Raw genomic sequence first — 21,540 nt, 5'->3', positions numbered from 1 at the left:
GAAGTGCTCGTAGGTGCACGCGACACGCCGTGTCGCGGTGCAACAACGAGCACTTCGGGGCAGGGGCCGAGCACCGCCCGCGGGAGGGGGCCGAGCACCGCGGGACGGGACGTCAGCGGTCGGCGAAGACGAGCGGGTCCCAGTCGAGGATGCGCGAGCGGTACACGAGGCCTTCCGTCATGAACGGGTCGCCCTCGCGGAACCGCTCGGCGGCCTCGCGGGAACGGAAGATCGCCATGGAGCCCTGCGTGGCCGGGTCGCCGAACGTGCCGATCATGAGCACCTCCCCACCCTTCGCGAACTCGTCCAGGTAGGCGCGATGACGTGGATAGGTCTCCACCAGTCGCTGGAAGTGCTCCGGGCCCGCGTCCGGGTCGGCGTCGTAGAACGAGACGGCGTACATGCCGTCAGCTTAGGTCCGGGATGCGCTCAGCGCCCGGCCTCGTCCTCGGCCTCGGCCTCGTCCTCCTCGTCCTCGTCGTCCTCGTCGGTCCGCGGCTTGACGTAGGGGTCCTCGTCGCCGGCGTAGCTCGCGCCCGCCGCAAGCCCAGCCACCTCGGTGTCGCGCTCGCGCGCCTCCCGAAGCAGGTCCTCGATGTGGGCGGCGTTCTCCGGGATGGCGTCGAGCTGGAACTCCAGGGTGGGCGTCAGCCGGGCGGTGATGTTCTTGCCCACCTCGCTGCGCAGCATCCCGGTCGCCGCCTTCAATGCCGCGGCGCTGTCCTCGCGCTCCTGCTCGCTGCCGTACACCGTGTAGAACACGGTCGCGTGCTGCAGGTCGCCGGTTACCTGGACGTCCGTGATGGTCACGAAGCCGAGTCGTGGGTCGCGCAGGCCGCGGTCGAGGCGCTTGGCGACGATCTCCTTGATTCTGTCCGCGAGTTTCCTCGCGCGAGCCGGATCAGCCATGTGTGTTTCTCCTTACGGGCAAGATGGCCGGTGGCAGAGCCACCGGCCATCTCGTGAACCTAGACGCGCGGCTTCTCGCGAAGCTCGGTCGTCTCGATCTCGTCGCCGATCTGGATGTCGTTGTACTTCCCGAGACCGATACCGGCCTCGAAGTCGGTACGGACCTCGGTGACGTCGTCCTTGAACCGGCGCAGCGACTCGATGGCGAGGTTGTCCCCCACCACCACGCCGTCGCGGATGACGCGCGCCTTGGCGTTGCGCGTGATCGTGCCGGACCGGACGATGACACCGGCGATGTTGCCGAACTTGGAGGAACGGAACACCTCGCGGATCTCGGCGACACCCGACTGGACCTCTTCGAACTCGGGCTTGAGCATGCCCTTGAGCGAGTTCTCGATGTCCTCGATCGCGTTGTAGATGACCGAGTAGAACCGGACATCCACACCCTCTCGGGCTGCACGCTCGCGGGCCTTCACGTCCGGGCGGACGTTGAAGCCGATGACGATCGCGTTGTCGATCGTCGCCAGGTCGATGTCCGACTCGGTGATCGCGCCGACGCCGCGGTGCAGGATGCGCAGGCTGACCGAGTCGTCGACCTCGATCTTCATGAGCGACTCCTCCAGCGCCTCCACGGCACCGGACACGTCGCCCTTGATGATGAGGTTGAGCGCCTCGACCTTACCCTCTTCCAGAGCACGGGTGAAGTCCTCGAGCGAGATGCGCTTGCGGGCCTTCGCCAGCTGCGCGTTGCGCTCTGCGGCCTCGCGCTTCTCGGCGATCTGACGGGCGGTGCGGTCCTCCTCGGTGACGAGGAAGACGTCGCCGGCACGCGGGACGCTGGAGAGACCCTGCACCTGGACCGGACGCGACGGTGCCGCCTCGAAGACCGGGTCGCCGTTCTCGTCCGCCATCGCACGGACGCGCCCGTACGCCGTTCCCGCGACGATCGCGTCGCCGACGCGCAGCGTTCCCGACTGGATGAGCACGGTCGCGACCGCGCCGCGTCCCTTGTCGAGCTTGGCCTCGATGGCGACACCGCGTGCGTCCTTGTTCGGGTTCGCACGCAGGTCGAGACCGGCGTCAGCGGTGAGCAGCACAGCGTCCAGGAGGTCCTGGATGCCGATGTCGTTGCGCGCGGAGACGTCGACGAACATGACGTCGCCGCCGTACTCCTCGGCCACCAGCCCGAACTCGGTGAGCTGCTGGCGCACCTTCGCCGGGTTGGCGTCCGGCTTGTCGATCTTGTTGACCGCCACCACGATCGGCACGTTGGCCGCCTGGGCGTGGTTCAGCGCCTCGATGGTCTGCGGCATGATGCCGTCGTCCGCCGCGACCACGAGGATCGCGATGTCGGTGACCTGCGCACCACGGGCACGCATGGCGGTGAACGCCTCGTGGCCCGGGGTGTCGATGAAGGTGATGGCCCGCTCGAAGCCGTCGTGCTCGGTCCACACCTGGTATGCACCGATGTGCTGGGTGATGCCGCCGGCCTCGCCCGCGACGACGTTGGCGTTGCGGATCGCGTCGAGCAGCCGGGTCTTACCGTGATCGACGTGGCCCATGACCGTGACGACCGGGGGCCGGATCTCGAGGTCCTCGTCGGACTCGCCTTCCAGCTCGGCGTCGAGGTCGATGTCGAAGCCCTCCAGGAGCTCCTTGTCCTCGTCCTCCGGGGAGACGACCTGGATGCGGTAGCCCAGCTCCTCGCCGAGCACCTCGAAGGTGGCCTCGTCGAGGGACTCCGTCGCCGTCGCCATCTCTCCCAGGTGGAAGAGGACGGTGACCAGCGACGCGGGGTTCGCGTCGATCTTGTCGGCGAAGTCCGAGATGGATGCGCCACGGCGCAGACGGACGACGGTGCTGCCGTCGCCGCGGGGTACGGTCACGCCGCCCAGCGACGGGGCCTCCCGCATCTCGAATTCCTGGCGCTTCGCGCGCTTCGACTTGCGGGCCTTGCTCTTGCCGCCACCGCGGCCGAACGCGCCGGCCGTGCCGCCGCCCGGTCCGCGACCGCGACCGCCGCCACCACCGGGACGCGGGCCGCCGAAGCCGCCGCCGGGACGCTGGAAGCCGCCGGCTGCACCGGCACCGGCCCCTGCGCCACCGGTTCCGGGGCGCTGCTGGAAGCCGGGACGGCCTCCGCCGCCACCACCGGGGCGCGCGCCGCCCGGGCGGTTTCCGCCGCCCTGGCCGGGAGCGCCGATGCGCGGAGCGCCGGGGCGCGGCGGGGTGGGACGAGGGATGTTGCCGGGCGACGGGCGCTGGCCCATGCCCTGCGACGACGCGAACGGGTTGTTGCCCGGACGCGGAGTGCGCTGGCCCATCCCCTGATTGCTGGAGAACGGGTTGTTGCCCGGGCGCGGGGCGCCGGGACGCGGGATGCTGCTCGCGCCGCCGGGGCGTGAAGCGCTGGACGGCTTCACGGCGTCCGGGGTGGCCGGGGTGCCCGGCTCAACCGTCGCGGCGGCGGCCTTGGCGGCCTCCGCCTTCTCGGCGGCCTTCTCGGCAGCCTTCTCGGCGGCGGCCCTCTCGGCCGCGGCCTGACGCTCGGCCACCGACAGCGGCGCCTGCGGCTTGGGGCCGGCCTCCGCGTCGACCTCTGCTGCGGCGGGCGCCGCGGGAGCCGCCTGCGGGCGCGGCGCACCGGGGCGCGGAGCCTGCGACGGTGCCTTCGGACCGGCGGCGGTCGCTGTCTCGGGGGCCTTCGCCGAGCCGGAGTGCCCCTCGGCCTCGAGGGCCGCACGCAGCTTGCGTGCTACCGGAGGCTCGATGCTGGAGGACGGTCCCTTGACGAACTCGCCCATTTCCTTGAGTTTCGCGAGCGCGACTTTACTGTCGACACCGAGTTCGCTCGCGACCTCGTGTACGCGTGGTTTTGCAGCCACAATTCTCCTGTCTGGGGGCCCACCCCAGGACAGGGGCAGGCGTTAGTTGTGGACGGATCTCATTTCGAGCCGCTCATCGGTTGTCACTCATGTGAAGTCAACTTCTTCAGCCTGTTCTCATAATTTGCGACCGGATGGCCGCGGTGCCGAGCGTCCCTTCCACCCGCAGCGCCCGCCCGAAGGCTCGGCGCTTGAGCGCGAGGTCGAGACACTCGTCGACCGGATGCAGCCACGCACCTCGCCCTGGACAGGTGGCGGACGGGTCCACCACGAGTTCTGAATTCTGGGCGACGATCCTCAGAAGAGAGGACCGGGGAGCGCGAGAACGGCATCCGATGCACGTTCTGACGGATTCCATCTTACTCCTCCCGGCGGCGCGCGCCGAACGGTCGGACGACGGCCTCTCCAGGCTAGTGCCACCGGCCGGTCCGCCAGATGGAGGACTGGTCACCGTGCCGCGATCGGCGGACACTTCCCGTGGGGAGGCACCATGAAGAGACTGGACCGCGAGGCGCGGCCCGCCGGAAGGCGCACGCTCCGGCTCGTCGTCGCCTGCGGGCTCGGCGTCGCGGCCCTCACTGCCGCGCAGGCCGCCCAGCCCGTCGTCGCGCCGGCCTCCGTCGTCGCGCCGGCCTCCGCCGCCGCGCCGGCCTCCGCCGCCTCGGCGGCCTGGAGCCAGTTCGGAAACGGCCCATCGCACTCCGGAGTGAACGCAGCGGAGACGCAGATCACTCCGTCGACGGTGGCGTCCCTGACTCCGCTGTTCACCGCGACGCTGCCGGGCGTCTCCGACGGCCCGCCTGTCGAGCAGCCCGCAGTGGCGACCGCCGGCGGCACGCGGGACCTCCTCTTCACGACGACCAAGGACGGCTGGATCACGGCCACCGACGCCACGACCGGGGCCGAAGTGTGGAAGCACCAGAACGGCCCGGGCTCGTGCACGATCAACAACGGCGGCACGCCCTGCTTCACCACGTCGTCGCCGGCGATCGACCCGGGCGGAGCCTACGTCTACAGCTACGGACTCGACGGGAAGGTGCACAAGTACGCCATCGGCACGGGCACTGAGGTCACCGGCGGAGGCTGGCCGGAGATCGCGACCCTCAAGCCCTACGACGAGAAGAGCTCTCCTGCGCTCACGACCCTCGGATTCGGTGGGCACACCTACCTGTACGTCTCGAACGGCGGGTACCCCGGCGACCGGGGCGACTACCAGGGCCACGTCACGACGATCGACCTCGGAACGGGGTCGCAGCGCGTGTTCAACACGCTGTGCAGCGATCAGACCGGCCACATCGCAGCCAATGGATGCCCGGCCAGCCAGTCGGCGGTCTGGGCCCGGCCGAGCGTCGTCTACGACCCGGGCACCCAGCGCATCCTGTTCTCCACCGGCAACGGCGCCTTCGACGGCAGCCACGACTGGGGCGACTCGGTGCTCGCCATCAACCCCGACGGAACCGGCGCCGGAACGGGACCGGTCGACAGCTACACGCCGACGAACTACGCCAGCCTCGACCAGGCGGACCTCGACCTCGGCAGCACAGCGCCCCAGGTGGTGACGGCTCCGGCCGGTTCGTCGGTCCCCCATCTGGCGGTGCAGGGCGGCAAGGATGCGCGCCTCCGCCTCCTGAACACGGCGAACCTCGGCGGGAGGGGTCAGCCCGGCACCACGGGCGGCGAACTGAACTCGATCGCCGTCCCCCAGGGAGGCCAGGTGCTCACCCAGCCTGCGAACTGGGTGGACGGCGCCGGCACGTCATGGGTCTTCGTCGCGAACAACAGCGGGATCTCCGGCCTCAAGCTGCAGGCGACCGGCGGGACGCCCTCCCTCGTCCCGGTCTGGAACCAGGCCGCCGCGGGCACCACGCCCATCGTGGCCGGCGGTGTGCTGTTCTACCTCTCGAAGAACGGGGTCCGGGCACTGGACCCCGCGACCGGGACGCAGCTGTGGACGGACGCGGCCGGAGGCAGCGGGCTCCACTGGCAGAGTCCGATCGTGACGAATGGGCGGCTGTACTTCACGGACGGCGGTGGCAAGCTCCGCGCCTACGCCCTCCCCGCCGGGGCGCAGAAGGTCGGCCGCCTGGCCGGCGCGGACCGCTACGGGACGAGCGCGGCCGTCTCCGCCGCGAGCTATCCGGCGAACGCGCCGGTCGCCTACATCGCCTCCGGCGCACAGTTCCCGGATGCGCTGTCCGGCTCCCCCGCGGCCGCGCGCGCCGGTGGTCCGATGCTGCTCGTGCAGCCGGGAGCGGTGCCGCCCGCCGTGCAGACCGAGCTCCAGCGCCTCCATCCCGGGAAGATCGTGGTGCTCGGGGGTGCGGACAGCATCGCGGACTCCGTCCTCACCCAGCTGCAGACCTTCACGACCGGGACCGTGTCACGCCTGAACGGTGGCGACCGGTACGAGACGAGCGCTGCGATTTCACGTGCCACCGCCGCGACAGGACCGGCGGTGGCGTACGTCGTCTCGGGTGTGTCCTTCCCGGATGCGCTCTCGGCCGGCGCCCTGGCCGCCCGCACCGCCGGTGCTCCTCTGCTGCTCACCGCGCCGTCATGGATCCCGTCGCCGATCGCGACGGAGCTGGCGCGCCTCGCTCCCCACTCCATCGTCGTGGTCGGCGGGCCGGATGCCGTTTCCGACGCCGTGCTCACGGCGCTGAAGAGCTACACGACCGGGTCCGTCACGCGCGTGAGCGGATCGGACCGGTTCGAGACCAGCGCCGCAGCGGCGGCGGCGTTCCCGGCCGGGACGGCGTCCGCCTTCGTCGCCTCCGGCGTCGACTTCCCCGACGCGCTGTCGGCCTCCGCCGCGGCGGGCACGAGCGGCGCCCCGCTCCTGCTCACGCTTTCCGGGGCCGTGCCGACCGCCGTCGGTCAGCAGCTCACCCGCATCGGTCCGTCGCACATCTCGCTCGTCGGCGGAAGCGATGTGGTGGGCGACGACGTGCAGGCTTCCCTCGCCGCCTACGTGAAGTAGCCCGCTCAGTCCCGATCGAGGATCGAGTCCGGCTGGATGTCGATCTTCGCGCCGGTCAGCTTCGCAGCGAGGCGAGCGTTCTGGCCCTCTTTGCCGATCGCGAGCGACAGCTGGTAATCGGGGACGAGCGCCCGGACGGCCTTCAGTGACTCGTCGATGACGAACGCGCTGGTCACTTTGGCGGGAGAGAGCGCGCTCGCGACGAACGTCGCGAGGTCCGGCGAGTAGTCGACGATGTCGATCTTCTCGTTGTTGAGCTCGGCCGTGACCGCGCGGACCCTCTGTCCGAGCTCGCCGATGCAGGCGCCCTTGGCGTTCACCCCGGGCTCCGTCGCGCGCACGGCGATCTTCGTCCGGTGACCGGCCTCGCGGGCGAGCGAGACGATCTCCACGACACCGCTGGCGATCTCCGGCACCTCGAGCGCGAACAGCTTGCGGACGAGCGCGGGATGCGTGCGCGACACCGTGATCGACGGACCCTTCGCACCCTTCGACACGCTCGTGACATACACCCGGATGCGCGACCCGTGCGTGTACTCCTCGCCCGGCACCTGCTCCTCGGGCGGGAGGATGGCCTCGACCGTCCCCAGGTCGATGTGCACCATCCGCGGGTTGGGACCCTGCTGGATGACACCGGCGACGATGTCGCCCTCGCGTCCGCGGAACTCGCCCAGCACCGCGTCGTCCGCGATGTCGCGCAGCCGCTGGTTGATCACCTGCTTGGCGGCGAAGGCCGCGATCCGGCCGAAGTCGCTGGGGCTGTCCTCGGCCTCGCCGATGACATTGCCCTCTTCGTCGTGCTCGGGCACGTAGACCGTGACGTGCCCGGTCTTGCGGTCCAGGTGCACGCGGGCCGCGGGCGGCTGGTCGCTGTGACCGTGACGGTGATCGGCCTGGTTCGTGTGCTTCAGATACGCGGTCAGGATCGCCTGCTCGATGATCTGCACCAGCTCGTCGAACGGAATCTCTTTCTCGCGCTCCATGAGACGCAAGACGCTGAGGTCGATGTCCATGCCGGCCTCCTCTATTCAGATCTCGCCGCCGCGTGACAGCGCGGCGGACTCAGTCCTCTACGCTACCCGAGATTCCCCACGGCGTGTACGCCGGGTACCGTGCAGGCCATGGTGTCCCCCAGCCGACTCGCCTCCCGCGTCGAACGCGAACCCGCCGTGCGCGCGCTCGCCCGCGTCGGGATCGCCGCCATCGGCCTGCTGCACATCCTCATCGGCGCGATCGCGCTGGCCGTGGCCTTCGGCGCGGGCGGGAACGCCGACCAGTCGGGCGCGCTCCAGGCCATCGTGGCCGTTCCGGGCGGCCTGTTCGCTCTGGGAGCGGTGATCGTCGGGCTGATCTTCCTCTCGGTGTGGCAGCTCCTCCAATCCATCACCGCCCATCGACGCAGCGAGAAGCTGGTCGAGGTGGCGAAGTTCGTGGTCTACGCGATCCTGGCGGGCGCCGCGATCTCGATCGCCGCCGGCGCGCGGAAGAACTCCTCCGCATCGGAGCAGTCGGCGAGCGGCAAGCTGCTCGGGACGCCCGGCGGCGCCTTCCTCCTCGCCGCCGTCGGCCTCGTGGTGGTGGCCGTCGGGATCGACTTCCTGGTCAACGGCGTGACCCGCCGCTTCGAACGGGACCTGCGGCTCCCGCCCGACCGCTGGGCGACGATCACGGCGATCCTCGGCCGGGTGGGCTACATCGCGAAAGGCATCGCGCTGGTCATCGTCGGCGGGCTGGTCACGTATGGGGCGATCACCTCCGACCCCAAGCAGGCGGGAGGGCTGGACGGCAGCCTGAAGGAGCTGACGAAGGTGCCGTTCGGCGTCGTCCTCCTGGTGCTCATCGCGATCGGGCTGATCGCCTACGGCGCCTTCTGGTGCGTGCGCGCCTTCGCCTCCCGTTTGAAGGAGCAGTAGGGCACTCGCCCTCCTGCTCCTCACCCCGCTATTCGGTCGCAGCCCCGGCGAACTGCGCGTTGTAGAGGGAGTAGTACGCGCCTCCCTGGGCCAGCAGCTCCGCATGGGTGCCCTGCTCGACGATCCGCCCCGCCTCCATCACCAGGATGAGGTCCGCGTCGCGGATCGTGGACAGCCGGTGCGCGATCACGAACGAGGTGCGATCCGCGCGGAGCGCGCTCATCGCCTTCTGCACCAGGAGCTCCGTCCGGGTGTCCACCGAGGACGTCGCCTCGTCCAGGATGAGCACGCTCGGCCGTGCGAGGAACGCCCGCGCGATCGTCAGCAGCTGCTTCTCCCCCGCCGACAGGTTCGAGCCCTCGTCGTCGAGCACCGTCTCATACCCGTCGGGCAGCGAGTGCACGAACCGGTCCACGTAGGTGGCGCGCGCAGCATCCAGAACTTCGTCCTCGGTCGCATCCGGACGGCCGTAGAGGATGTTGTCGCGGATGGTCCCCTTGAACAGCCAGGTGTCCTGCAGCACCATCCCCATCCGGCTGCGCAGGTCGTGCCTGCTCATCGTGGCGATGTCGACGCCGTCGAGGGTGATGCGTCCGGCGTCCAGGTCGTAGAAGCGCATCATCAGGTTGACCAGGGTCGTCTTGCCTGCGCCGGTCGGGCCGACGATCGCGACGGTCTGGCCCGGCTGGGCGACCAGCGACAGGTCCTCGATGAGCGGGGTCTCCTCGGCATAGCGGAACGACACATCCTCGAACGCCAGCAGCCCCTTCGTGCCCTCGGGGCTCTCCGGCTCCCCGGGATCGGCCGACTGCTCGTCGGCATCCAGCAGCTCGAAGACGCGCTCGGCGCTCGCCACTCCGGACTGCAGCAGGTTCGCCATCGAGCCGAGCTGGGTGAGCGGCTGGGTGAACTGTCGGGAGTACTGGATGAACGCGGTGACGTCTCCCAGCTGCATCGCACCGCTGGCCACCTGCAGACCGCCGACCACCGCGATCGCGACATACATCAGGTTCCCGACGAACATCATCGCGGGCATGATCATGCCGGAGATGAACTGGGCGCCGAAACTCGCCCGGTACATCTCCTGGTTCTTCTCGCGGAAGCGCGCCTCCACCTCGCGGTGCCGCCCGAACACCTTGACCAGCGAGTGGCCGGTGAAGGCCTCCTCGATCTGTCCGTTCAGCTCGCCGGTGTGCTTCCACTGAGCGACGAAGAGCTTCTGCGAGCGTTTCGCGATCACCGTGGTGATGACGAGGGTCAGCGGGATGGTGATCAACGCGATGACGGCGAGCAGCGGCGAGATCACGAACATCAGGACGACCACGCCGACCACCGTCAGCAGCGAGGTGAGCAGCTGGCTCATCGTCTGCTGGAGCGACTGCGAGATGTTGTCGATGTCGTTGGTCACCCGGCTGAGGAGCTCGCCGCGCTGCATGGTGTCGAAGTACCTCAGCGGCAGGCGGTGGAGCTTGTCCTCGACGTCGGCACGCAGCCGGTAGACGGTGCGCTGCGTGACGCCGTTGAGGACGTATGCCTGCAGGTAGCTGAACACCGACGAGGCGACGTACAGCGCGAGCACCCAGAGCAGGGTGTGGCCGACCGCGGTGAAATCGATGCCGGCTCCGGGAGTGAACGTGGTTCCCGAGAGGAGGTCCGCGAACTGCGTCTGCCCGTTCGCGCGCACGGCCGCGATGGCCTGCGCCTGCGTCATCCCCTTCGGGAAGGCGAGGGACAGCGCCCCCGCGAACACGAGGTTGACCGCGTTGCCCAGCAGCTTCGGGCCGAGCACGGCGAAGGCGACCGACACGACGGCGAGCGCGGTCACAGCGGAGAGGGCGGCCCATTCCGGGCGCAGCCGGCCGAGCAGCCGCTTGGCGCTGGGACCGAAGTTCATGGACTTCTCCACGGGCATCGCCATCCCGCCGAACGGGCCGCCGCCGCCGGGGCCCCGCCGCATCGGCGGGCCTGCGGGCCGGACCGGCGCTGTCGTCTTCTCACTCATCCCGTGCCTCCCTACACCGCATCCTGGGCGGCGAGCTGCGACGAGACGATCTCGGCGTAGGTCTCGCTGCTCTGCACGAGCTCGTCGTGGGTCCCCCGGCCGACGACACGGCCGTCCTCGAGGACGATGATCTGGTCGGCGTCCACGATGGTGGACACCCGCTGCGCGACGACGATCATGGTCGCGTCCGCCACATCCCGGGCCAGCGCCGCCCGCAAACGTGCGTCCGTGGCGGTGTCGAGCGCCGAGAACGAGTCGTCGAACACGTAGATCTCCGGCTTGCGCACGAGGGCCCGCGCGATCGCGAGCCGCTGCCGCTGACCGCCGGAGACGTTCGTTCCGCCCTGCGCGATCGGCGCCTCCAGCTTCTCGGGCATCGCCTCGACGAAGTCTCGTGCCTGGGCCACCTCTAGGGCGTGCCACAGCTCCTCGTCGGTCGCCTGCGGGTTGCCGTAGCGGAGGTTGGAGGCGACCGTGCCCGAGAAGAGGTAGGGCTTCTGCGGGACGATGCCGATGCGCGACCAGAGCAGCTCCGGGTCGAGATCGGCCACATCCACTCCGTCGACCAGGACGATGCCGCTCGTGGCGTCGAACAGGCGCGGGATGAGGTTCACCAGGGTCGTCTTGCCGGCGCCGGTGCTGCCGATGATCGCCGTCGTGCGGCCGGCCTCGGCGAGGAACGTGACATCCGTGAGCACGGGATGCTCGGCGCCGGGATACGAGAAGCCGACATCAACGAACTCCACCGTTCCGTGGGACGTCACCTCGGTCACCGGTGCATCCGAGATGCGTACCGTCGTCTCGGTGCCGAGGACTTCGCCGATGCGGTCGGCGCAGACCGAGGCGCGCGGCACCAGCACGGCCATCATCGTCGACATCATCACGCCCATCAGGATCTGCATGAGGTACTGAAGGAAGGCCGTCAGCGTCCCGATCTGCAGCGAGCCGTCCTGGACGCGGAACGAACCGAACCAGATCACGGCGACGCTCGAGACGTTGAGCACCAGCATCACGATCGGGAACATCAGCGCGAACAGGCGCCCCGCCTTCAGCGCCGTCTCGGTCACCTCGTCGTTGGCGGTCCGGAAGCGGCGGATCTCCACCTCCTCCCGGACGAAGGCGCGCACCACCCGGATGCCGCTCAGCTGCTCGCGCATGACCCGGTTCACGCGGTCGATGCGCTCCTGCATGCGGCGGAACTGCGGGATCATGCGGGAGATGATGATGCTGACGGCGATGAGCAGAGCCGGCACGCTCACCGCGATCAGCCAGGAGAGGGCGATGTCCTGCCGCATCGCCAGCACGATCCCGCCGACGGCGAGGATCGGGGCGGAGACGAGCAGCGTGCAGGTCATCATCACCAGCATCTGCACCTGCTGCACATCGTTCGTGTTCCGCGTGATCAGGGACGGCGCCCCGAACGACGACACTTCGCGCTCCGAGAACTCGCCGACATGGTGGAAAATCGCCTCGCGCAGGTCGCGGCCGACCCGCATCGCGACCTTCGCACCGAAGTACACGGCCGTGATGGAGCACGCGATCTGCAGGAGCGTGACGCCGAGCATCTCTCCACCGACCGAGAGGATGTAGCCGGTGTCGCCCTTGGCGATGCCGTTGTCCGTGATGTCCGCGTTGAGTGTCGGCAGCCAGAGGGAGAGCAGCGACTGGGCCAGCTGGAAGACGATCACCGCGAGCAGCAGCGGCCAGTGCGGCCGGAGGAACCGGCCCAGGAGTCTCAGGAGCATGATGCCTCCGTCGGAATGGATGGGGTGGAGGTGCGGGTGCGCGGATCCGGGCTGAACGGGGAGCCGACGTGCGGGGAGGAGCCGGCGATGCCGACCAAGGTCATCGTGGCGAGGTCGTCGATGCTGAACTCGATGCCCTCGTTGAGCGCCGGGAAGGCCGACGAGAAGCTCAGCAGCCGCAGCAGGTGCGCCACGCGCTCCGGCGGCCAATTGAGCTCCTCCGCCTCCGGTTCGAGGACGCGGGCGATGATCGCCGCGAACTCGCCGCGCGCCTGCGGGATGGGCGGGCGCTGCGGCCCGACGACCGGCATGATCCGCATGACGCTGTTGAAACGCTCGCGGAGCAGGTACAGGATGGCGCGGACCTTGTGCTCCAGCGCAAGCGCCGGGTCGATGCTGCGGAGCGCCTCGCGCAGCGGCTCGGGATCGAGATACTTCTCGATCGCCGCCTGCACCAGCGTCTCCTTGTCGCCGAAGGCGCGGAAGATGGTCCCCTCGGCGATCCCGGCGGCCTCCGCGATCTGGCGGGAGGTGACGCTGCGGCCGTGCTGGAGCAGGAGCGGGATGACCGCATCCACGATCATCGCCTTGCGGTCCTCCGCCTGCATCGGCTGCGCGCGCGTGCGCGGTTCGGCGGTCACGGCATCCTCGGTCACCCGAACACTATAAGCGGAGTGAGTGCTCACTCACAAGCGGTTTTCTCGCGCTTCTTCCGCCGAAGTGCTCGTTGTTGCATGCCCTCCCGGCGTGTCGCGTGCAACTACGAGCACCTCGGCGTCAGGTGAGGGCGGGGACGGAGCGGGACGGGACGGAACGGGACGGGACGGGACGGAGGGAGGTGGGGGTCAGGACGGGGAGGGGAAGATGGCGGCGATCTCCGCGAGGTCGCCGGCGGTGGGGGTCCAGGCGGAGGCGGCCTCGGCGTTCGCGACGATCTGCTCGGGCTTGGTGGCGCCGGCGATCACGCTGGTGAGGCCGGGCTGGGCGAGCAGCCAGGCGAACGTCGCGGCCAGCATGCTGACGCCGCGCTCGTCGCAGAACGCCTGGTAGCGCTCGATCCGATCCCAGGGGGCGCTGTCGAGCAGGTATCGACGCGCGCTCATGATCCGGCTGTCGGCGGGACCGCCCTCGCGGCTGAACTTGCCGGTGAACAGTCCGTTGTAGAGCGGGAAGTACGGCAGGAATCCGAGGCCGTACCGGTTCACGGCCGGGAGCACCTCGCGGTCGGCGTCCCGCGCCAGCAGGCTGTACTCGTTCTGCGCGGAGATGAACTTCGGATGCCCGTGCAGCTGCGCCGTGAACTCCGCCTCGGCGATCTGCCAGCCCGAGAGGTTGGAGTGGCCGATGTAGCGGATCTTGCCCTCGGCGATGAGGTCGTCGAGGGTCTCGAGCGTCTCCTCGATCGGCGTCACGGGATCGGGCTGGTGCAGCTGGTAGAGGTCGATCCAGTCGGTGCGCAGCCGACGCAGGGAGCCCTCGACGGCGAGGCGGATGTAGCGGCGCGACCCGCGGACGCCCCAGTCCGGACCGTTCACGCCGGCCATGTCCATCCCGAATTTGGTCGCCAGGACGATCGTGTCGCGCTTGCCTTCGAGGGCCTTGCCCATCAGCGTCTCGGAGAGTCCGCGCTCCTTGCCGTAGATGTCGGCGGTGTCGAACAGCGTGACGCCGGCGTCGATCGCAGCGCCGATGACCGCGTCGGTTCCCTCCTGCGTCTCGGTCGCGGTGCCCGCGCGGCCGAAGTTGTTGCAGCCGAGGCCGACGGTGGAGACGACGAGGCCGGAGGGTCCGAGGGTGCGGTAGTCGATGTTCACCATGCCGTCGAGTCTAGGCACGCCGACCGGCGGTCACCGGGTTGGGATTCCGTCCACAGGCGGGCGCACTGCCGAGTTGTCCCCAATGTCCGATTCCCGCGAGTGGGCGTCGGCGGTCCGCCCTAGAGTCGACCCATGAGCAGTTCCTTCGCCTATCTCCTCCGCACCTCGAGCCCCATCGGACGGCTCGAGCTGACCAGCGACGGCACGGCCGTCACGTCCCTCTCCATCGAGCGCGAGGGTCACCTGCCGCTCGAGGACCATCCCGAACGGACCACCGCCGTGCTCGATGATGCCGACGCACAGCTCGGCGAGTACTTCGCCGGTACCCGCCGCGCCTTCGACGTCCCGATCCGCCTGCAGGGCACCCCCTTCCGCCAGGCCGTCTGGGAACGGCTGGCCGGACTCGAGTTCGGCACGTTCGTCTCCTACGGCGAGCTCGGCGCCTCCCTCGGCCACACCGGCTACGGCCGCGCCATCGGCGGGGCCGTCGGCGCGAACCCGATCCCGATCATCGTCGGCTGCCATCGCGTCCTGTCGTCGAACGGGCGGGTCACCGGCTACAGCGGAGGCGATGGCATCCCGACGAAGCTGTGGCTCCTCGAGCACGAAGGGATCCTGCTGGCCGCATGAGCGAGACGACGACACCGGTGCGCGCGGCGCTCGTCGTGGGCGAGGACGGCCTCGCCCGCTGCTCCTGGTCGGCGGCCGACCCCGAGTACCGCCGCTACCACGACGAGGAATGGGGCCGGCCGCAGCACGATCCGCGGGCGCTCTACGAGAAGCTGTGCCTGGAGGGCTTCCAGGCCGGTCTGTCCTGGATCACGATCCTGCGACGGCGGCCGGCGTTCCGGGAGGCGTTCCTCGGCTTCGAGCCGGAGCGGGTCGCTGCGATGACAGAAGCGGATGTGCAGCGCCTGCTGCAGGACGAACGCATCATCCGCCATCGCGGGAAGATCGAGGCGACGATCTCCAACGCCCGGGCCGTGCTGGCGCTCGAGGTACCGCTCGAGGAGCTGATGTGGAGCTTCGCGCCGAAGCCGCTGGATCGCCGGCCCCGGGGATGGGACGATGTTCCTGCGGTCACCCCGGAATCGACGGCGCTGAGCAAGGAATTGCGCCGGCGAGGCTTCCGCTTCGTCGGGCCGACCACGATGTACGCGCTCATGCAGGCGACCGGCATGGTCGACGACCACCTGGAGGGCTGCTTCCGGGCGTGAGGTTCCACGGCCGCGTACGGGACCGAGAGAGTCGGGCCGACGGCGGGATCTGGCTCCATCACCGGATTCTCGCTGGTGACGCGCTACCGCTCGTGCCCGACCGCAGGCGGGATTGATGCGCTTCACGCTCCGGTAAGGAAACGACGCATTGGGGATGAACGCGCCGGCCACCACACCATCGGCCCGACTTGTTGAGGTCGTACGGTCGCAGCGAATGCGTGCCCGACAGCCTCGGATCAGGGATCCTCTCTCTTGGTCGTGAGTTTATCTCACTTTTACTCCCGGCACCACCGCGAGTTCGCGGCGCGCCCACCCAATAGGGGGGCTAGACGCGGAGTACCGCCATCAGGCTTCCCGGCGCACCGCGCACCTCGGGAACGACGAGGTTCAGGTCGCGAGTCCCGTTCCCGGCGGGACGCAGCTCGTAGCCCTCCGAGTCGGCCCAGCGAAGCAGCTCCTCCGTCGTCGCGAAGGCCGCACCCGCCTCCAGAAGGGCGCGCGCGAGAAGCCCTTTCGCCTGCTTGTTGAAGTGGTTCAGCGCACGGACGTGGCCGTTCTCGTCCCGGGCGAGCACCCGGATGTAGTGAGCGCCTTCCCGGTCCGGGAGCGGGGCCAGCGCGGCATACCCCTCGGACCGCAGATCGAGCACGAGATCGCCCCGCTCGGCCAGGGCCATGCTTCCGGCAGCGGCCCAGCGCTTCTTCAGCGATGCCGAGCCGCGCTGCAGCGACAGCCGCGAGTCGAAGGACAGCCGATAAGCCGGAACGAGGTCGGCGGCGCCGACGAGTCCGAGCATCGCCGACTGCACCACCACGGAACCGCCGGCGACCGCCCAGTCCGCTGCGCTCAGCGATGACGCACCGAGCGCGTCGTACAGGATGCCCGTGTACCGCTCCAGCGCCCGCATCGTCGGCGCCAGCGGGATCGCCCGGTTGCGATCGACCTCGTCGGCCTGCTTCGGCCCCAGCTTGAGCGCCCGCATCGCGGCGTCGCGGTCGGCAGCCAGCGCGACCACCGCATCCACGACCTCCCGGCGGACGGGGTTCAGCGAAGGGAAGCTCAGCCGGTCGAGGTGGAGCGGCGACCCCGCTCCCCCGTCCCTCTTGGTCTCGGAGGGCGGGAGCAGGATGAGCACGCCTAACCCTCCACGAAGCTCACGGCGATGGTGACGTTCTCGCCCAGCGGCGCAGACGTGTCGAGGGTGACACGCGGGAGGGTGCCGCAAGCGCCCCTCCACTCGTCGTACTCGTCGGTGTTCTGCTCCACGGCGTACGCCGCGACCAGCCCCGTCCGCTTCGCGAGGCGCTCTTCGTGCAGCTCAGTGTCGGAGCACACCGTCTCGACGACACGGAGCTTCACGCCGCACCGCTCCGCCAGGTCGCGCCACTGCAGCCGCGCGGGCTCCACGGCGTTCACCGCGTCCACGACGACGGAATGGCCCGACTGGAGCACCTGCTCCGCCATCGTCTCGGCCACGAGGTAGGCCGCGAGCCCGGTCGGCTGGTCGGAGTCGATGCCCGCTCGCAGGATCGACGCCTCGATCGGATCCACCGAGATCATCGTCGCGCCGAGCCGGCCGGCGAGGATCTCCGCGATGGTGGACTTCCCGGAACCGGGAAGCCCCGCCATCGCGACCAGCATCGGGACGCGGACGTCTCCGAACTGGCGCTCCAGCGGGGCTCCCTGCTGCTCCGGCATGTCAGACCAGCTCGGCCTGACGGGCCACCACGGTGACCGTGTTGTTCTCGACGGAGAGGAAGCCGCCGTCGGCGCTGGCGGTGATCGACTCGCCCCCGTTGAGGATCACGCGCACTTCGCCCTCGGCGAGGATGGCGAGCAGCGGCTCATGTCCGGGCAGGATACCGATCTGCCCCTCGACGGTCCGCGCGACGACCATGCTCGCCTCGCCCGACCACACTTCGTGGTCGGCCGCGACGACGCTGACAGTGAGAACAGCCATGACTAGCCGTTCTCCTTCTGGATCTGCGCCCACTTCTCCTCGACGTCGGAGATCGGTCCGACGTTGAAGAAGGCCTGCTCGGCCACGTGGTCGAACTCGCCCTTGGCGATCGCGTCGAACGACTCGATGGTGTCCTTCAGCGGCACGGTCGAGCCCTCGACACCGGTGAACTTCTTCGCCATGTAGGTGTTCTGCGAGAGGAACTGCTGGATGCGGCGCGCACGCGACACCGTGATCTTGTCCTCCTCCGACAGCTCGTCGACACCGAGGATCGCGATGATCTCCTGCAGCTCCTTGTTCTTCTGCAGGATCTGCTTGACCGTCGTGGCCACGCGGTAGTGGTCCTCACCCAGGTAACGGGGGTCGAGGATGCGCGAGGTCGAGGTCAGCGGGTCGACGGCCGGGTACAGGCCCTTCGACGCGATCTCACGCGAGAGCTCGGTCGTCGCGTCCAGGTGCGCGAAGGTGGTCGCGGGCGCGGGGTCGGTGTAGTCGTCGGCCGGCACGTAGATCGCCTGCAGCGAGGTGATCGAGTGACCGCGGGTCGAGGTGATGCGCTCCTGGAGCACACCCATCTCGTCGGCGAGGTTCGGCTGGTAGCCCACCGCGGACGGCATGCGGCCGAGCAGCGTCGAGACCTCGGAGCCGGCCTGCGTGAAGCGGAAGATGTTGTCGATGAAGAGCAGCACATCCTGCTTCTGCACGTCGCGGAAGTACTCCGCCATCGTCAGAGCGGACAAGGCGACGCGCAGACGCGTTCCCGGCGGCTCGTCCATCTGGCCGAAGACGAGCGCGGTCTTGTCGAAGACGCCCGCCTCCTCCATCTCGTGGATGAGGTCGTTGCCCTCACGGGTGCGCTCGCCGACACCGGCGAACACCGACACACCGCCGTGGTCCTGCGCGACGCGCTGGATCATCTCCTGGATGAGGACGGTCTTGCCGACGCCCGCACCGCCGAACAGGCCGATCTTGCCGCCCTGGACGTACGGGGTGAGGAGGTCGATGACCTTGATGCCGGTCTCGAAGAGCTGGGTCTTGGACTCGAGCTGGTCGAACGACGGCGGCTGACGGTGGATCGGCCAGCGCTCGGTGATCTCGATCTTCTCGCCCGGTTCGCCGTTGAGCACGTCACCGGTGACGTTGAAGACCTTGCCCTTGGTGACATCCCCCACGGGGACGCTGATCGGGGCGCCGGTGTTGCGCACCTCGCCGCCGCGGACCAGGCCGTCGGTCGGCTTCAGGGCGATCGCGCGCACCAGGTCGTCGCCCAGGTGCTGGGCCACCTCGAGGGTGATCTCGGTCGACCGGTCGCCGATCGTGATCGTGGTCTTCAGGGCGTTGTAGATGCCCGGGATCGCGTCGTGCGGGAACTCGATGTCGACGACCGGACCGGTGACACGGGCAATGCGTCCCACACCGGCCGGCTGCGCGGTCGAAGCCTGGGCTTCGGCGGTAGCGGTAGTCATGATTCTTATCTCTCTCGTTGGACGATCATTTGGCCGAGCTGAGCGCGTCAGCGCCGCCGACGATCTCGGAGATCTGCTGAGTGATCTCCGCCTGCCGGGCGTTGTTGGCGAGTCGCGTGTAGTCGGTGATGAGCTTGTCGGCGTTGTCGCTGGCGGCCTTCATGGCCTTCTGCGTCGCCGCGTGCTTGGAGGCGGCGGATTGGAGCATCGCGTTGAAGATGCGGCTCTCGATGTAGACCGGGAGCAGCGAGTCGAGGACGGTGGCCACATCGGGCTCGAACTCGTAGAGCGGCAGGACCTGCGTGCGGTCCGGCTCCTCCAGGCCCTCCACGACCTCCAGCGGGAGGAGGCGGACGACCTGCGGCTCCTGCGTCAGCATGCTGATGAAGCGGTTGTAGATGACGTGGATCTCGTCCACACCGCCGTCGGACGCATCGCGCAGGAAGGACTCCAGGATCGCGTCGGCGACCTCCTTCGCCTGCTCGAACTCCGGGCTGTCCGTGTTGCCCGTCCAGACCCGCTCGAACGCCCGCCGCCGGAAGCTGAAGTAGCCCTGCGCCTTGCGGCCGACGAGGAAGTACACGACCTCCTTGCCCTGGCTGCGCAGCAGCTCGGCGAGCTTCTCGGACTCCTTGAGCACGTTCGAGTTGAACGCCCCGGCCAGACCCCGGTCCGACGAGAAGATGACGATCGCTGCGCGCTCGATCTTCTCCGGTTCCGTGGTCAGGACGTGGTCGACGTTCGAGTACGTCGCCACCGCCGACACCGCGCGCGTGATGGCGCGGGCGTACGGCGAGCTGGCGGCGACCCGCGCCTGCGCCTTCTGGATGCGGGAGGCGGAGATCAGCTCCATCGCACGGGTGATCTTCTTGGTCGTCTGGGCAGACCTGATCTTCTGCCGGTAGACCCGAAGCTGTGCTCCCATGTCTCTCCTCTTACCTGATTCTTTCTGGGCCTGAGTCGCTCGTCGGGACGGCGCTCAGCGCCGGGCCTTGACGATGCGCTCCTGGTCGACGTCCTTCTCGTCGATGGCCTCGAACTCTTCGCGTCCGACCGAGGCGAGCGGCTTGCCCTCGCCGGTCTGGAACTCGAGCTTGAACGCATCCACCGCCGCGTCGAGCTGCGCCACCGTGTCGTCGCTCAGGACGTTGGTCTCGCGCAGCGTGTCCAGGATGTCGGTGTTGCGCCGCAAGTGATCCAGCAGCTCCGCCTCGAAGCGCAGGACGTCCTCGACGGCGACCTCGTCCAGCTTTCCGTTGGTGCCGGCCCAGATCGAGACGACCTGCTCCTCCACCGGGAACGGCGAGTACTGCGGTTGTTTGAGCAGCTCGGTGAGGCGGGCGCCGCGCGCCAGCTGACGACGGCTGGCCGCGTCGAGGTCGGATGCGAACATCGCGAACGCTTCGAGCGAGCGGTACTGGGCGAGCTCGAGCTTGAGCGTGCCGGAGACCTTCTTGATGGACTTCACCTGGGCGTCGCCGCCGACGCGGGAGACCGAGATGCCCACGTCGACCGCGGGACGCTGGTTGGCGTTGAACAGGTCAGACTGCAGGAAGATCTGGCCGTCGGTGATCGAGATCACGTTGGTCGGGATGTACGCCGAGACGTCGTTCGCCTTGGTCTCGATGATCGGCAGGCCGGTCATCGAGCCCGCGCCGAGCTCGTCGGAGAGCTTCGCGCAACGCTCCAGCAGGCGGGAGTGCAGGTAGAAGACGTCGCCCGGGTAGGCCTCGCGTCCCGGCGGACGGCGCAGGAGGAGGGAGACGGCGCGGTAGGCCTCGGCCTGCTTGGACAGGTCGTCGAAGACGATGAGGACGTGCTTGCCGCCGTACATCCAGTGCTGGCCGATCGCGGAACCCGTGTACGGCGCGAGGTACTTGAAGCCGGCGGGGTCGGAGGCGGGAGCCGCGACGATCGTCGTGTACTCCATCGCGCCCGCATCCTCGAGCGCGCCCTTCACCGAGGCGATGGTCGAGCCCTTCTGGCCGATCGCGACGTAGATGCAGCGGACCTGCTTGTTCTCGTCGCCCGACTCCCAGTTGGCCTTCTGGTTGATGATCGTGTCGATCGCGATGGCCGTCTTGCCGGTCTGGCGGTCGCCGATGATCAGCTGGCGCTGACCGCGGCCGACCGGGATCATCGCGTCGATCGCCTTGATTCCGGTCTGCAGCGGCTCGTGCACGGACTTGCGCTGCATGACGCCGGGCGCCTGCAGTTCGAGCTCGCGGCGGCCCTCGCTGGCGATCTCACCGAGACCGTCGATCGGGTTGCCGAGCGGGTCGACCACGCGACCGAGGTAGCCGTCGCCGACGGGGACGGAGAGGACCTCGCCGGTGCGGGTCACCTCCATACCCTCCACGACCTGGTCGAACTCGCCGAGCACGACGACGCCGACCTCGTTCTCGTCGAGGTTCTGGGCGAGGCCCAGCGTGCCGTCGGAGAAGCGGATGAGCTCGTTGGCCATCACGCTGGGGAGGCCCTCGACGTGCGCGATGCCGTCGGAGGCGTCCAGCACGTGGCCGATCTCCGTCGCCTCGGCCGAGGCGGGCTCGTAGGTGGTGACGAAGTCCTTGAGGGCGTCGCGGATGTCGTCAGCGCTGATGGAGGATGTCGGGCTGCTCTTGGTGTCTGCCATGGTGATTCCTA

19 protein-coding genes are annotated in these 21,540 nt (G+C 69.1%); 4 read left to right on the top strand and 15 right to left on the bottom strand.

Annotated elements, in window-relative coordinates:
* Window positions 1–112 precede the first annotated feature (112 nt).
* The 4 genes from BM287_RS04065 to BM287_RS04050 form a co-directional block, all read right to left on the bottom strand.
* Window positions 113–403, bottom strand: coding sequence for a YciI family protein (locus tag BM287_RS04065; RefSeq protein ID WP_090036231.1), 291 nt, complete (start codon window positions 401–403; stop codon window positions 113–115).
* A 26-nt stretch (window positions 404–429) separates the two neighbouring features.
* Window positions 430–909: a 30S ribosome-binding factor RbfA gene (gene rbfA / locus BM287_RS04060; RefSeq protein ID WP_090036229.1), complete on the bottom strand. Its 480-nt coding sequence runs from the start codon at window positions 907–909 to the stop codon at window positions 430–432.
* Between the two features lie 59 nt (window positions 910–968).
* Window positions 969–3,794: a translation initiation factor IF-2 gene (infB, locus tag BM287_RS04055; RefSeq protein ID WP_090036227.1), complete on the bottom strand. Its 2,826-nt coding sequence runs from the start codon at window positions 3,792–3,794 to the stop codon at window positions 969–971.
* A 106-nt stretch (window positions 3,795–3,900) separates the two neighbouring features.
* Window positions 3,901–4,152 (bottom strand): YlxR family protein, encoded by a 252-nt coding sequence (locus tag BM287_RS04050; RefSeq protein ID WP_090036225.1) that lies wholly within the window; start codon window positions 4,150–4,152, stop codon window positions 3,901–3,903.
* Window positions 4,153–4,284: 132 nt separating this feature from the next.
* On the opposite strand from BM287_RS04050, the gene BM287_RS04045 reads away from it, so the two are divergent.
* Complete coding sequence (locus BM287_RS04045) at window positions 4,285–6,774, top strand: cell wall-binding repeat-containing protein (RefSeq protein ID WP_090036223.1); 2,490 nt, start codon at window positions 4,285–4,287, stop codon at window positions 6,772–6,774.
* 5 nt (window positions 6,775–6,779) lie between these two features.
* On the opposite strand, the gene nusA is transcribed toward BM287_RS04045, so the two are convergent.
* Window positions 6,780–7,787, bottom strand: a complete 1,008-nt coding sequence (gene nusA / locus BM287_RS04040) for a transcription termination factor NusA (protein ID WP_090036221.1) — start codon at window positions 7,785–7,787, stop codon at window positions 6,780–6,782.
* 108 nt (window positions 7,788–7,895) lie between these two features.
* Between nusA and BM287_RS04035 the strand changes: the two genes are divergently transcribed.
* Window positions 7,896–8,687 (top strand): DUF1206 domain-containing protein, encoded by a 792-nt coding sequence (locus BM287_RS04035; RefSeq protein WP_090036513.1) that lies wholly within the window; start codon window positions 7,896–7,898, stop codon window positions 8,685–8,687.
* A 28-nt stretch (window positions 8,688–8,715) separates the two neighbouring features.
* On the opposite strand, the gene BM287_RS04030 is transcribed toward BM287_RS04035, so the two are convergent.
* The 4 genes from BM287_RS04030 to BM287_RS04015 all read right to left on the bottom strand — a co-directional run bounded on the left by BM287_RS04030 (window position 8,716) and on the right by BM287_RS04015 (window position 14,251).
* Entirely contained in the window at window positions 8,716–10,689 is a 1,974-nt protein-coding gene (locus BM287_RS04030) for an ABC transporter ATP-binding protein (RefSeq protein ID WP_090036219.1), read from the bottom strand.
* Between the two features lie 11 nt (window positions 10,690–10,700).
* Window positions 10,701–12,434, bottom strand: coding sequence for an ABC transporter ATP-binding protein (locus BM287_RS04025; RefSeq protein ID WP_090036218.1), 1,734 nt, complete (start codon window positions 12,432–12,434; stop codon window positions 10,701–10,703).
* Window positions 12,425–13,090, bottom strand: coding sequence for a TetR/AcrR family transcriptional regulator (locus tag BM287_RS04020; protein WP_244527871.1), 666 nt, complete (start codon window positions 13,088–13,090; stop codon window positions 12,425–12,427). The genes BM287_RS04025 and BM287_RS04020 overlap by 10 nt, the downstream gene beginning before the upstream one ends.
* Window positions 13,091–13,279: 189 nt before the next feature.
* On the bottom strand, window positions 13,280–14,251 hold the full coding sequence (locus tag BM287_RS04015) for an aldo/keto reductase (RefSeq protein WP_090036216.1): 972 nt from the start codon (window positions 14,249–14,251) through the stop codon (window positions 13,280–13,282).
* A 132-nt stretch (window positions 14,252–14,383) separates the two neighbouring features.
* Here BM287_RS04015 and BM287_RS04010 point away from each other — a divergent pair, with 132 nt between their 5' ends.
* Both BM287_RS04010 and BM287_RS04005 read left to right on the top strand, forming a co-directional pair.
* Window positions 14,384–14,881: a methylated-DNA--[protein]-cysteine S-methyltransferase gene (locus BM287_RS04010; protein WP_090036214.1), complete on the top strand. Its 498-nt coding sequence runs from the start codon at window positions 14,384–14,386 to the stop codon at window positions 14,879–14,881.
* On the top strand, window positions 14,878–15,468 hold the full coding sequence (locus BM287_RS04005) for a DNA-3-methyladenine glycosylase I (RefSeq protein WP_090036213.1): 591 nt from the start codon (window positions 14,878–14,880) through the stop codon (window positions 15,466–15,468). Before BM287_RS04010 ends, BM287_RS04005 begins: the two co-directional genes overlap by 4 nt.
* A gap of 325 nt (window positions 15,469–15,793) precedes the next feature.
* Here BM287_RS04005 and yaaA read toward each other — a convergent pair whose 3' ends face one another.
* From yaaA to atpA, 6 genes are read right to left on the bottom strand one after another with little or no spacing between them, the layout of a single operon-like run.
* Window positions 15,794–16,603: a YaaA family protein gene (yaaA, locus tag BM287_RS04000; protein WP_090036210.1), complete on the bottom strand. Its 810-nt coding sequence runs from the start codon at window positions 16,601–16,603 to the stop codon at window positions 15,794–15,796.
* A 2-nt stretch (window positions 16,604–16,605) separates the two neighbouring features.
* The gene (locus tag BM287_RS03995; protein ID WP_090036208.1) at window positions 16,606–17,166 is read right to left on the bottom strand and encodes a P-loop nucleotide/nucleoside kinase family protein; all 561 of its coding nucleotides are present in this window, start codon (window positions 17,164–17,166) and stop codon (window positions 16,606–16,608) included.
* A 1-nt stretch (window position 17,167) separates the two neighbouring features.
* Window positions 17,168–17,428: a F0F1 ATP synthase subunit epsilon gene (locus tag BM287_RS03990; protein WP_090036206.1), complete on the bottom strand. Its 261-nt coding sequence runs from the start codon at window positions 17,426–17,428 to the stop codon at window positions 17,168–17,170.
* Window positions 17,429–17,430: 2 nt separating this feature from the next.
* Complete coding sequence (gene atpD, locus BM287_RS03985; protein WP_090036204.1) at window positions 17,431–18,894, bottom strand: F0F1 ATP synthase subunit beta; 1,464 nt, start codon at window positions 18,892–18,894, stop codon at window positions 17,431–17,433.
* A 25-nt stretch (window positions 18,895–18,919) separates the two neighbouring features.
* Complete coding sequence (locus BM287_RS03980; RefSeq protein ID WP_090036202.1) at window positions 18,920–19,819, bottom strand: F0F1 ATP synthase subunit gamma; 900 nt, start codon at window positions 19,817–19,819, stop codon at window positions 18,920–18,922.
* 54 nt (window positions 19,820–19,873) lie between these two features.
* Window positions 19,874–21,529, bottom strand: a complete 1,656-nt coding sequence (gene atpA, locus BM287_RS03975; RefSeq protein ID WP_090036200.1) for a F0F1 ATP synthase subunit alpha — start codon at window positions 21,527–21,529, stop codon at window positions 19,874–19,876.
* Window positions 21,530–21,540 lie beyond the last annotated feature (11 nt).

It is taken from the genome of Leifsonia sp. CL147 (assembly GCF_900114565.1).
Classification (GTDB): domain Bacteria; phylum Actinomycetota; class Actinomycetes; order Actinomycetales; family Microbacteriaceae; genus Leifsonia.
This window is presented reverse-complemented; position numbering and strand designations above follow the sequence as displayed.